Origin of the sequence: Phyllobacterium brassicacearum, from assembly GCF_003010955.1 — a bacterium.
Lineage (GTDB): Bacteria > Pseudomonadota > Alphaproteobacteria > Rhizobiales > Rhizobiaceae > Phyllobacterium > Phyllobacterium brassicacearum.
In genome coordinates this window covers 95,538-107,827 of sequence record NZ_PGGO01000002.1, presented here as the reverse complement: position 1 = coordinate 107,827, position 12,290 = coordinate 95,538, and the positions used below count along the sequence as shown (strand labels likewise).

Below are 12,290 nucleotides of genomic sequence, written 5' to 3'. Positions count from 1 at the left end.
CCAAAAGAGTCCATCATTTCCGATCCCCTGTACCAGGCTATTGCGTTGACTTCAGACGGAGTGGGTCGGCCCCCGCGCAGTCGGTACCCAGCAGCAATTCGGTCAAATCGTGGTAGCGTTGGCCGTCGAGTCCTGTCAGGTCCCTTATCCGCTCGATCCTTGTATAAACAGTATTCGGGTGTTTGCCGAGGATGCGGGCGGCCCTTTGCATATTCATGTCAGCGTCGGCGATGGCGCGCAGTGTCTGGACGAGAGCGCCGCCCGCCTTTGCATCTGAGGCAATAAGCGCGACAACCCAGTTTGGCGGTGCGGATTGTATATACTCAATGCCGCGATGAACCAGTAAACCTCGGATCGGCAGACGGGAGAATTGCACGACGCGGTTCTCCACGCTGGCAAAGTCTAGCGCAATCGTCGCCTCATGCAGGGCTGTTGGCAGAAACGACATGGATGGATGATCGGCACTTAGGCCGACAAGAACGGCAGGACCCAGGACAAAAAGCATAGGGTGAATGCGCTCGGAGAGGTTGGTTTGCGGAGCTGTCCAGCCCGATTGCCGCCGTCTGGCCGAAATGACGGCAACCACGGCATTGTTGCGTATCCCGATGAGCAACCGGATGGACGCGGCAGCCAAAGACTCGGACAGTGCAGTCGCGATACGCTGTGCCCGTGCCGGATTTTCCATCTCAGATGCATTGATGGGCTGCACAGCGCAGATGCAATAGGCCTGGCGTTGCTCGAGATAACCCGCGCGCTTCAGTAGCCTTGCAACGCGGCCATCGGATTCATCGTAGCCATTCAGAAGAATGTTGAACAGCTCGCTGCGGCGATCGCCCTCGGCTTCCGCCAGTGCCCGTATGCAATCGACATATTCAGCCGTGGTGATGGAACTGACGGTGTTTGTATATTCAATGACAAAGTCGGTGATCGCGGCAATACCATTTTCAAGGTCGGTGGAGCCCGCTGCAATGGCCGCATCGCGCAGCCAACGGGACAGGATTCGATGGCCGCACCGATAGGCGTCGAGGATCGCTTCGAGAGGAAAGCGCTGTGCTGCCCGGCGCTGCGCATGTATCCTGACGAATTCGAAGCCGCCAACCTCGCCGCCGCCCAATAGCCGCCGGATTTCATGAAGGTTTTCGCCGCCATGCCGATCGAGCTCCGGCAGCACATCAGGGTTGCCTGAATGATTGAAAGCCGGAACGTCCGCCAGCACGGCATCGCGAAGCATGCTGTGCATGTTTTCGATTGTGTAGTCGAGCGCCGCGGCCGCGTGCGGAACGATGCCGATTTCGGCAAGCAGGGCCAAAGCCCGCCGAAGCGCTCCGTGCTCGGGGTGTTGATGTGCAGCCATTGTTAAGTCTTCACAGCGAGACTGGTCAATTTACCAGAAGTATCACCATGTTCAAGGCATGCCTCTGGGAATAATAACCATTTTCCGAGATGTGGTCCGAAGGAGTAGCGCAATGGCTAAATACCTGTTTGTCTATCACGGGGCGAAGGCCCCAACAAACCCCGATGAAATCAAGAAGACGATGGATGCCTGGGGAGCCTGGTTTGGTTCCATGGGTACTGCCGTGATAGATGGCGGAAATCCCGTAGGTCAATCGAGCACCGTCAAACCGGATGGCTCGCTCGTCACTGGCGGCGGCGCCAATCCGGCGAGCGGCTACAGTTTGATCGAGGCGTCAAGCCTCGAAGACGCTCACCACAAGGCCAGGGGCTGTCCGTTGCTCAAAGCGGGTGGCACGATCGAAATCGCGCAAGCGGTGGACATGTAGGATTTAGCCGTAAGACACGACGGCCTGCCGAAAGACCTCCAACTTGCGCGCCGTTATTTTGAGCGCGCGGCCGAAGGCTACTACGCCGCTGCAATGAACAAACCTGGGCGCATGTATCCCGATCGTCGCGGGCGGTTTGCCGGTCGATATCAAGCGTGACCTGGCTTCTCACTGTAGAGCTGGACGGCAAGATCGCGCTTATCCCTGTCGAGCACAGGCGGTCGTCCGCCTTTGCGTTCCCCGGGCTCGAGCTGCGGACGGCCCGTTCCCGGATAAGGTTGTGCTCAAATTCAGCGAGAGCTCTGAAGAGATGCAAGGTGAGCTTACCTGACAACTGCCATTAAGAGGCGCAATACGGCTGTTTGTTTTTGTCCACCCGAACGAACAAGGCGCGCCAATTCGTGACCATTACGCCGCCAGACAAAACGTCTGCATTGCGACGCCACATCCACGCTCGTGACAACCGGCTTGGATCATCTCATGGCGAGCCTGGCGCCGTAGTAGCTCAAGGCACCGGCGATGATGAGGCCGAGCCAACTCACCCACATAGGAACCGTCCAGCCGTCGACGACAATCGACCAGCCTATGAGAATGCGAACCAGGTGCAACACGGCAACGACTGCGAATATTGCGGCCGCAAGTGTCGAGAAATACTTTTCGGTCATTTTTAGGCTCCGAGTATCAGAGACATACAACTATATCACCAGAGACCGGGGGCGTCTTGCGCCGCAGCTTGTATGGTCGATCGGGCTCACGAGCTCAGCCCCCGAAGATTACGCTGCGGAACCGCTTCAGGGCGAAGGCGAAGTGTCTCGGCTGAGAAGATGTCTTGCCGCGAAGGCGGGGAAGCGGCCCTCCATCATAATCTGAATTTCCGGACCTGCTCCAGTCAAGATGACGGTCAGCTGGTCCTTCACCCGCGAAATTCAGCCTGGAAAATTCGACTTCTCCATTTCAGAGACATTAGACGGCAATTTTGTTATGGTTATTAAGAAGATGAAAGGGGCTATCCAGGCTGTGATCTTCATGCGTGACGGCGACGAAGAAATCCTCAGAACTGCTAGCGAAAGCGCTTACGGCAGAAGGCCGTTGACAGATCAGACTCATGAGCCCTCAAAGGCACAAGTTCGCGAGAAGGTTGCGTCTTCACCCGCACTCTCTTCGCTCAACAACATGACCTGCATCGAAGACCTCAGGCAAGCCGCTCACCGCAAAGTTCCGCGCGCCTTCTTCGGCTATGCTGAGGCAGGCTCATATTCGGAACAAACGCTGCGCGCCAACCGTGCCGACATGGAACGCGTAAGGCTCCGCCAGCGGGTGCTGGTCGATGTCTCGGAACGAGACACGAGCACGAAAATCCTTAATGAGAGAGCCTCGCTCCCATTAGCGCTGGCGCCGATCGGAATCGGCGGACTTCAATACGGCAATGGCGAGATTCTCGCCTGTCGCGCCGCCCACGCCGCGGGCATTCCTTACACTTTGGGCACGCTGTCGATCTGCTCGATCGAGGACGTTGCCGACGCAGTCGAGAAACCGTTTTGGTTCCAGCTTTATGTCATGAAGGATCGGGGCTTCGCGCGCTCCCTCATCGAGCGCGCTGCGGACGCCAAGTGTAGCGCGCTGGTGCTGACGGTTGATCTGCAGGTACTCGGGCAGCGCCACGCCGACATCAGGAACGGCCTTTCGGTACCGCCGTCGCTTAAGATCAAGAACCTCATTGACATGGCAACCAAGCCTGGCTGGGTCTATCGCGTGCTCACCGGAAAGCGCTGGACCTTCGGTAATCTCGCCGGCCACCTCAAGGGCGAGCAAGGGGTCACCGCGCTGGCTGAATGGATCGCGCATCAATTCGACCCCACCCTGAACTGGAAAGATGTCGAGTGGATCCGGAGCATCTGGCCAGGAAAACTGGTCATCAAGGGCATTCTCGACGTGGAGGACGCCAAGCTTGCGAGCAAAACGGGCGCGGCGGCTATCGTCGTCTCCAATCACGGCGGCAGACAGCTGGACGGCGGTGCGTCGTCGATATCGATGCTCCCGAGAATTGCGGACGCAGTCGGCTCGGAGATTGAGGTCCTGTTCGACGGTGGTATTCGCTCTGGACAAGATCTGATGCGCGCGCTCGCGCTCGGCGCCAGGAGCTGCCTGATCGGCCGCGCCTACATTTACGGCCTGGGCGCCGGCGGCCAGGCCGGCGTCGCCAGGGCAATCGAGATCATCCGCAAGGAACTGGATGTCACCATGGCGCTCACCGGCGTCAAGAGCATCGAAGAAATCGATCGACGTGTCCTGGCTGACTGAAACAGTCAACGTTAGCGCTTGTGTCCTCCCGCGCGCTCAATCGCGGAGATGGCCCAATGGGTCACAGCACTCTGGCAAGGGGTGGGGAAGTAGGGCCAGGTACATGCATGACCCGGCCCCCGCCTCAGAGCAAGCACGTCTTGATAAAGGAGGCTTCCGTGAATATCCTGACTGTAAATCTGCTGTTCAGCACGCTCGTATTCTGGATCGCCGCCAGAATCTATCTCCTGCCAAAGCTGTCAGAACTGGAACCTTCTGCCGTTGTGTTGCCAATACTTCTGCTGCATTCCCTGCGACATTTAGGTCTGATGTTCCTCGCTCCTGGCGCTGTCTATGCTGGAATCCCTTCGGAATTCTCGACGCCAGCAGCCTATGGGGATCTTCTTACCGCAGTATTGGCACTTATTGCCATTGGGGCGGTGTCGGCCAGATCGCGTGCCGCTCGTTCGCTTGTCGGAATTTTCAACGTCGTAGGAACGCTTGACCTAATCGACGCGATTGTGCGTGCCACTGTTTACAACGCCGCACCCTTTATGGGGCCAGCTTATTGGATACCCGCATTTTGGGTTCCCGCACTAATCGTAACGCATTATATCGTTTTTCTCTTGCTCGGCAGGCGTTGGACGGGGCCGATGTAAGCGGTTCCTGTCTCCCATTACGTCCCTAGCGCCGGCCCGTCAGGTCCTACCGACTCAGAACTGTACCATGGCTCTAGGCACCCGGTGAGTCGAACCCAATAGGCACTCGGGAGCGAGATATTTATTTGTCGGGAACGTGCTTTGCGCTTATCTTGGTGAGGGGGCTGGTGCAATGCGGAAGCCTGTCTTTATCGTTCAACGACGCCTTGCAGCGATATTTTCGGCTGATGTTGCAGGTTACACCCGTTTGATGAATGCCGATGAGGTCGGAACGTTGCGTCTCCTTGCTTCTCATCGGGAGATGACAGACCGTTTTATCCTGCAACACGGCGGTCGCATTGCCAACACTGCGGGGGACGGCATTTTGGCTGAGTTCCCAAGCGCTGTAGATGCTCTTCGATGTTCACTCGACATTCAGGAGAAAGTCGCCAGCGTAAATGCGGAAGTTCCTGATGAGCGACGTGTAGTGTTCCGTATTGGCATACATGTCGGAGAGGCAATGATCAGGAATGGCGACCTGTTCGGCGACGGAGTGAACATCGCTGCCCGTATGCAGACTTTGGCCAAGCCTGGACTTGTGTGCCTCTCCGCAACCGCGCACGAGTATGCCTGCAGAACCGTTCCGGCGGATTTCGAAGATCTTGGACTACAGTGGGTGAAGAATCTCGATACCCCCGTCCATGCTTATATGGCTCGGCCGTCAGGGCCACCAACGTTGTATTCCATTCCGCCGATCCATCGAAATAATGAGGCGAACCTTGTAAGGCGCTGCCACAAGATTTTCCGCGATGCGCTGACGGAGGTCTCCAGACAGGAGGGCCTGGAGCCGATCGAATTTGCAATACTCGCATCGCTCGGCGATGCGCCGGGTATCAGCCAACGCGCGCTTGCAAAGCGAGTTGGTATTGACGCAGGGATCGCTCGGCGAATGATTAAGCGACTGGAGCGTCACGGGCTCGTTCAGCACCTGTCAAATTTGGACAGGCGATACTCACTGGGACTGATTCTAACACAATCGGGTGCTGAGCTTTACCCGCGGTTGCGCCCGGCGATGGATGGCGTGTTAGACCGTGCTATGGCTCCCTTGTCAGATCACGAGCGGGAATTGCTCAGGGACCTCTTGGCAAGGATAATCATGGCCAACGAGGCCAGAGGCGCGAATGGCAACGCCGGACAGGATTGAGCGTTTTCGGCTGGAAGCGCTTCCGTGGGCGGTAAGCGGGTGCGATCGAATTAATCGCCAGCTATCAACATCGGCTTCGCGCCAACTTCGCCATTCGGACACTCACGCCGCAAACGGTTCTTGCTGCCCCTTACGAAAATGCCCTCGCCTTTTTGGGAATTGCATTTTCGTAGAGGCCTGTCCGACTTCGCTTCTTGTTTTCGGTGGATGCGGGCAGCTCGAGTATCATCGAAGTGCATATCGATTTCAACGAGGTAGATCGCTTCGACAATCGCGCCATCAGCCTTTCTCCCCCGGGGTCGAAAGTCCGGTGCTGGCCCAAGCAGCCATACTTCCAGATGGCTCAATACCCGACCGCCACCAACTTACAGCAAATTCAGGTGGGCGAGCGTGGGTCGATCGGCGTGACGGATCGCAAATTGAGAATTAGCTCAAGCGCGCGGGCTCCGGCCAGCACTCGTCCATCGCTGCGGGGGCGGCCAACGATCTGGAGCCCGACGGGGCGGCCATCATTAGTGAAGCCGCAAGGAAGACTAAGGGCCGGGGAAGTCGTCAAAGTTATCGCATAGGCGATCGCTAGCCACTCGACATAATTGGTGAATGTGTGGCCGGCGCATTCCTTGACATAGCGCTCGCCTACTGGGTAGGCAGCGACGATTGTGGCGGGACATAGAAGCAGGTCGTAGGAGTCGAAGAAAAGGTTCATCTGCCGGAGCATGGCGGCGCGATCATTCTCCGCTCGCACGAGGTCCGCGATCGAGTAGCTGAGGCCCTTCTCAATATTCCAGACGACTTCCGGCTTCATCTTGTCCCGATGGCGCTCAAGAAGTCCTGCATAACTCGTCGCGAAGGCCACGCCTCGCATGACTTGAAATGTGTCATGTGCCTTGGAAAGGTCGGGATGTGCTTCCTCCACAACGACACCCATTTCACTGAAACGTGCGGCTGCGGTTCGACAAATGGAAGCCACTTCCGGATCCACTGGCGTAATACCGAGGTCTGCGGAGAACGCAACGCGTGCCGGTCGCCAGCCGGATCGCGCAGCAGCGAGGAAGCCTTCGCTCCTCGGCAGCGAAACAGGATCTGCGGGGCTTTCTCCCGTCATCGCGTCGAGGAGGAGGGCCGTATCTTCAACCGAACGACCCATCGGGCCCTTGACGCCGAGCAGGCGATCAATCTTCGCTCCCGGATTGCTGGCAACGCGACCAGGGCTTGGTCTTAATCCGACCACCCCGCAGAAGCTTGCAGGATTGCGCAGGCTTCCGCCAAGGTCAGATCCCTGCGCCACCCAGGCCGTACCGGTCGCAAGGGCGACCGCGGCCCCGCCTGATGATCCCGCGGCCGAGAGCCGCGTATTCCAAGGGTTCAGCGTGGCACCAAATACCTCGTTGAACGTGTTGCCGCCGGCGCCAAATTCAGGCGTGTTGGACTTCGCGTAGATGACGCCACCTTCAGCCTCGATGGTCTCCACAAGTATATCGGACGTCTCGGGAATGTACTCGGCGAAAATAGTCGAGCCGTACGTGGTGCGCACTCCGGCCACGTCCGTCAGATCCTTGATTGGCACCGGCAATCCCGCCAGACGGCCCCGGTTACCGAGGGGCAGTTGCATCAATCGGCGGGCTTGATCGCGGGCACGGTCGAAACAGAGGGTGGGAAGGGCGTTGACGGCGCCGTCAACAGCCGTGATGCGAGCCTCGAGCGCTTCCAGGCAGTCGAACGGCGACACCGTTCCCCGGTTCAGAAGATCAACGACCTCGTAGGCCGGCATGTTCGTCAGACTCACATCACCGGCCATGGCCTAACCCTCATCGGAGCCGTTGGAAAAAGTATCGGCCATAACACTGTACTATCTTCCGGATGGCTTCAAGCATATCGTCGAGTAGCCGAGAAATGGCCATTGTGGGTCGACAACGGAAGCGGACGGGGTGGCCCAAGTTTAGCGCGAAGCAGATGTACGTAAGCAGATAAAGTCCGTTGGCAAATCACTCGTGTCCATTTTGCGAATGTCTCCTGATAGCTAAAGCGGCGAATCCGCTCGCTTACATGGGAAAGAAATCAATCGTGACTCTCGCCGGAAAGCAAGAAGTGGCTCGCTGTCGCAAGCTTGTCTGAACATGGATTGTTGGATTGAACAAAAGGCCCCCTTATTCGCGCAGGTTTTTTCTAGAAGAGAATTTTTCGCCATAGGGCTCTTTGGTTTCCGCGACGAGTTTGGCAAGTTCTGAAAATGACCATGGCGTTTCGGCGCCAGTATCGTTGGCGATTTGCAGCACTCTTATAGGAAAGCACACGGCGTCCCGGTTTGCAGACGACATGTTGCCGGCAAATCGATTGTCGCCGCGGGCCGTTGCCTCGGCCTTTTCGAATGCAATGTCCAACTCTTCCTGGGTGACGACGCCTTTGGCAACCAACAAGCGGTTTATGGATGCGAGAGCGAGACAGAGACCTTCAAGTTGCAAATTGGCGGCGTGCATAGCTGTGTCCTCCTCTTGGATTTCAGGTGCTGGCTTTCCAACGCTCAAGAACACGGATTGATCCGAAGTAGGGATGGAAAACGTGACCCCTTCAATTATTCGCGCATTCTTGGAGGCAAGCTTTTATCGGCTCCGGTTGTGATTTCGGTTTTGTTCACGCTGTTCGCTTTGGCTTTGCTCCCGCTGCGAACCCTGTTGATCGCGGTCTTGGCGACCCTGATCGAACTGTTTCATTTCGACAACACGCGGCTGCGGGAAGTCGTAACCGCGAGCGAGTGAATGACTAATCCTGGTGCGGGCGGTTTGCATCGCTCTTTCAACGAGGACCGGATCATTTGGATACTTTTGCCTGACCTTGCGTTCCACGTACGCTTCCAGACCGGCGGCATTCTTCAATTCGGGTGTGCGGCTAGCAGCAATGCGCCCAGTCGCCATGTATTCCTCGGCACGCGCTTCATTTGCATAGACGCCATCTTCAAGCGCTGCATCGCGGCCCGGGCCGACATGAAGCGTGCGTTCTGCAGAAGATACCGACCGGCCAACGTCGCGGTTGGCGGCATTGCCAATGCTTACACGATCATCTGACGATTGAGGTTCATGATCAACGTGTTCGATCCGGCTCGCCTCGCGTTCTTGCAAGACTTCCGCATCCCAAGCACGTCGCTGCACTTCCTTCGGAACACGCACCGTTTGTCCATTAATCTCGCGCAGAACGGTTTTGGTGACGGTTTCCATGCCGGCTTCCCGGACACGCACATAATCGCCTTGATGTGCGCCGGACTTGAGCATGGCATCAGGCAGTCCGACACCCCACGCGGTATGCCGTTCGCCCCGATTGTCCTGGAGGGTGACATAAGGGGAGGGGTCATTGCCTGGATTGTCTTTATAGGGGCGCGATCCCTGTTCGACGAGGACGCCCTCCAGGCCATCGCGATAATCCGATGATCTTCTGTCAGCACGCGTATGTTCGTCAGGAGCGCCCGGCCCGTCGTCGCGGTTCGGCTCTCCGATCGTGCCTGGAGACGAGCGCCGCGTGTCTGTTACAACGGTTTGCGGCCGGTCCTGGGTAATCGCTCGATCTCCGGCAGGCACGATCTCGTTGCGCAAGTATGCTTGTTCGCGGTTCTTCAACTCTTGCAGATCGAGCTCGGTGGGCGTGTAACCTGTCACGGCGATACCGCGGGCATGTCCTTCAAGCCAGGCTTCACGGCGGAATTCCTGCGAGCCTTTGACTTTGATGCTGGACCAGCCACGGTGGGCGGCCGTATCGAGCATAAGCTTGACCGCGTGTGCATCATTGACCTTGGTGCACAGCTTATCGCCAGATTCCTGAAAGATCTCGCGCTTGCCCTGCGAATCCGCATAGACGTGCTGATCGCCACGATGATCAGCGCGGATATAAAGCCGGCGTTGAATATCGGCCGGAAAGGTACGATCGGGTTGGTGCTCTTTCGGCTGTTCCCTTTCATTGTCTTTGCTGGTCTCGCCCTGGTCCTTCTGGCGTCGTCGGTTTTCTTCCTCGCGATCCCGATCAACAGGGTTCGATCGATCTTCGGCTTTTTGCGTACCGAGCTGAGGCCCATCGGGGTTAAGGCGAATTTCAGCGATCTCTTCAGCGGTACTGTGGTCGACCGCCGCGGCTGGTCGTGCAATCTCCTTGTTGGGATCACGCTTGATCTCCAGCGAGAATTCGAGCTGCTTTTCTTCCTCGTCATTCGGATTCATCGCTTCTTCCTCGCGGTTTTTGGCCTTTTGTGTCGCTTGACTTCCTTGACCCGCCACTGCCATTCGCTTCAATCCAGCCGTATGGAAGCGACGTCGATTGCAACGTTTCCAGGAGGGGGATCGTCAGTCGCTTTGCCTCGGCAATTCTCTCCGCCACGTTCATCTGTGTGGCGGCACCCACGGCGGCTTGAACGTAACGAGCCTGGGATGGCTTCACGCAGATCACGACAGGTTTCATGGATCATCCCACTCCTTCTTACCCTGCGCGCTCCAGATCGCCTGTAACAGAATCGAGCCATGCCGCTACCTTGCGTTCCGCGTTCTCGCGATTTTCCTCTGGATCGTCGGAGATTTTCACATCTCTAAAGGCATCGGCCAGATCGTTCGGCAGCGTCCAGATTTTGCCGTCCTCGCCGTCTGCGGGTTGCTCGCCTGCAACGACTTCGGCCATGGTCGGTGTGCGAACAATGCGCTCCGCAGGCGGGCGACCTGGCGCCTCAATTGGGTGCTCCAGAACCGGAATCCGAATTTGGGTTTCGTCAGTGTGGGGCTCGACGACAGGCGGCGGCAGCAGGCGCTTCCTGAAAACCGGGTCCTTGTAATAGACGATCTTCTTTGCCTTCACTGGGCGGATGCCGCCCTTGAGCAAATATTCCTCTTCAAAGGGCGTCAGCACGAGCTCTTGCGGCAGCATCAGTGCCCGGCGCTGATCGCTCGTTGTTTCTGATCGCGACGCTGACCGAGAGAAACCGAGACCGCGCGACCTGGTGCGACCTTTGACTGTGTCATAGCCGAAGCGCTCGCTAAGCTCTGTGGCAACGTGATGTTCTTTCGGCGTAAAGACGACCTCAACAGCGTGGTTGGTCATATAATTGGTGGCGGCGTCCGGACCATAGACCTCCCGCAACTGAGCGGGAGATTGCACGATGGTCACGATGCGCAGGCTATAGCCGGCGACGTACGAAACGCCCTTCGCAATGATTTCGACGTTTCCCATGGCGCGAAACTCGTCCATCATGAGCATGACCTGAAGCGTCAGGCTCCCATCACGTTCCGGCAGGGCGCGCGTGTTGAGATCAACCGTTTGCTGGAAAAAGAGGTTCAGCAGCGGAGCCATGCGGTCGAGATTGTCGGGCGTGACACCGAGATAAATGGATATGGGCTTGCGCCGGAGGTCGCGCAGATCGAAATCGTTTCCGCTCGTCGCCGTATCAATGCGCGCATTCAGCCAAAGCCCGAGCTTGGCAGTCACTGTCTTGCGCACCGACTGCAGCGTGTTCTCTGACGCAGCCAGAAAATCATTCATGGCCGTCTGGCATTGCCACGAAAGCGGGCGATCCGCGGCCCTGTCTTGCATGACAGTCTTGAAGTGCCTGGAGATGTCTGACGATGCTGCAAACTGGCGGAGTACTTCGCCTATGGTGAAAGGCAGTTCTGGCGTCTCAGCCACGTAGCCGCCGATCGCCAGAAATGCCGTGCGGGCGCTCTCCGTCCAGAATGGATCGACCGTTCGGCCTTCTACCGGAAACAGCATTCCGGCAATGCGCTGCAGGTCGTCGTAGAGATCGGTCGGATTGTCCCGGCGCACATAGGCGAGGGGGTTATAGCGCGCCGTGCGGCCCTCAGGGTCGAAAGGATCGAACAAATAGACGTCCTGTCCGGACGCCTTGCGAAAACCGGCCGAGAGCTGCCAGTTTTCTTTCTTGATATCGAGAACAATGGCAGAACCTGGCCAGTTGAGCAGGTTCGGAATAACGACGCCGACACCTTTACCACCACGTGTGGGCGCATAGACCATGACATGCTCATTGCCGCCGAAGATCAGATAGCGGCCGCGGAGCTTGCCAACCACTATTCCGGTGCTGGAGCGTAGGCCCGCTTTCCTGATCTCGCCTTCAGAGGCGAAGCGCGCGGAGCCGTAAAGCTCTTTCGCATTCCGTGCTCGCCAGATCCCCACCAAAGCGAAGAACGCGGCGGCGGCTCCAATGATGAGGCCGAGCCTCGCCGCTCCCGCCGCACGCTCGTCAGATCCGGTCAACAGACTGAAAACGTCGAAGAGATGAAGTTGACCGTCATGTGAGCGGGTGACGAGCAGCGCAAAATTCGAGGCAAAGACGATCACCGCCATAAGGAGAAGGGTGCCGACAAGACCCCATAGCGTGTATTTCGGGTTGAAAGACATGCA

10 protein-coding genes are annotated in these 12,290 nt (G+C 57.6%); 4 read left to right on the top strand and 6 right to left on the bottom strand.

From position 1 onward, the window contains the following. Nucleotides 1–37: 37 nt before the first annotated feature. Nucleotides 38–1,354: a PucR family transcriptional regulator gene (locus CU102_RS03345; protein ID WP_106709563.1), complete on the bottom strand. Its 1,317-nt coding sequence runs from the start codon at nucleotides 1,352–1,354 to the stop codon at nucleotides 38–40. 112 nt (nucleotides 1,355–1,466) lie between these two features. Here CU102_RS03345 and CU102_RS03340 point away from each other — a divergent pair, with 112 nt between their 5' ends. Then, on the top strand, nucleotides 1,467–1,781 hold the full coding sequence (locus tag CU102_RS03340; protein ID WP_106709562.1) for a YciI family protein: 315 nt from the start codon (nucleotides 1,467–1,469) through the stop codon (nucleotides 1,779–1,781). Between the two features lie 473 nt (nucleotides 1,782–2,254). Here CU102_RS03340 and CU102_RS03330 read toward each other — a convergent pair whose 3' ends face one another. Beyond that, the gene (locus tag CU102_RS03330) at nucleotides 2,255–2,446 is read right to left on the bottom strand and encodes a hypothetical protein (RefSeq protein ID WP_106709561.1); all 192 of its coding nucleotides are present in this window, start codon (nucleotides 2,444–2,446) and stop codon (nucleotides 2,255–2,257) included. Nucleotides 2,447–2,954: 508 nt separating this feature from the next. Here CU102_RS03330 and CU102_RS03325 point away from each other — a divergent pair. The 3 genes from CU102_RS03325 to CU102_RS03315 all read left to right on the top strand — a co-directional run bounded on the left by CU102_RS03325 (nucleotide 2,955) and on the right by CU102_RS03315 (nucleotide 5,903). Then, nucleotides 2,955–4,082: an alpha-hydroxy acid oxidase gene (locus tag CU102_RS03325; RefSeq protein ID WP_106709929.1), complete on the top strand. Its 1,128-nt coding sequence runs from the start codon at nucleotides 2,955–2,957 to the stop codon at nucleotides 4,080–4,082. Between the two features lie 158 nt (nucleotides 4,083–4,240). Continuing rightward, nucleotides 4,241–4,720, top strand: a complete 480-nt coding sequence (locus CU102_RS03320; RefSeq protein ID WP_133624459.1) for a hypothetical protein — start codon at nucleotides 4,241–4,243, stop codon at nucleotides 4,718–4,720. A gap of 172 nt (nucleotides 4,721–4,892) precedes the next feature. Beyond that, entirely contained in the window at nucleotides 4,893–5,903 is a 1,011-nt protein-coding gene (locus CU102_RS03315) for an adenylate/guanylate cyclase domain-containing protein (protein ID WP_106709559.1), read from the top strand. Between the two features lie 376 nt (nucleotides 5,904–6,279). Here CU102_RS03315 and CU102_RS03305 read toward each other — a convergent pair whose 3' ends face one another. From CU102_RS03305 to CU102_RS03290, 4 genes are all read right to left on the bottom strand, one after another. Next, on the bottom strand, nucleotides 6,280–7,701 hold the full coding sequence (locus CU102_RS03305; RefSeq protein ID WP_106709557.1) for an amidase: 1,422 nt from the start codon (nucleotides 7,699–7,701) through the stop codon (nucleotides 6,280–6,282). A gap of 349 nt (nucleotides 7,702–8,050) precedes the next feature. Further along, entirely contained in the window at nucleotides 8,051–8,380 is a 330-nt protein-coding gene (locus CU102_RS03300) for a hypothetical protein (RefSeq protein ID WP_106709556.1), read from the bottom strand. A gap of 123 nt (nucleotides 8,381–8,503) precedes the next feature. Beyond that, a complete protein-coding gene (locus CU102_RS03295; protein ID WP_133624461.1) occupies nucleotides 8,504–10,105 on the bottom strand; it encodes an LPD7 domain-containing protein in 1,602 nt (533 codons plus the stop codon). Nucleotides 10,106–10,361: 256 nt separating this feature from the next. After that, nucleotides 10,362–12,287, bottom strand: a complete 1,926-nt coding sequence (locus tag CU102_RS03290) for a type IV secretory system conjugative DNA transfer family protein (RefSeq protein ID WP_106709554.1) — start codon at nucleotides 12,285–12,287, stop codon at nucleotides 10,362–10,364. Between the last annotated feature and the right edge of the window lie 3 nt (nucleotides 12,288–12,290).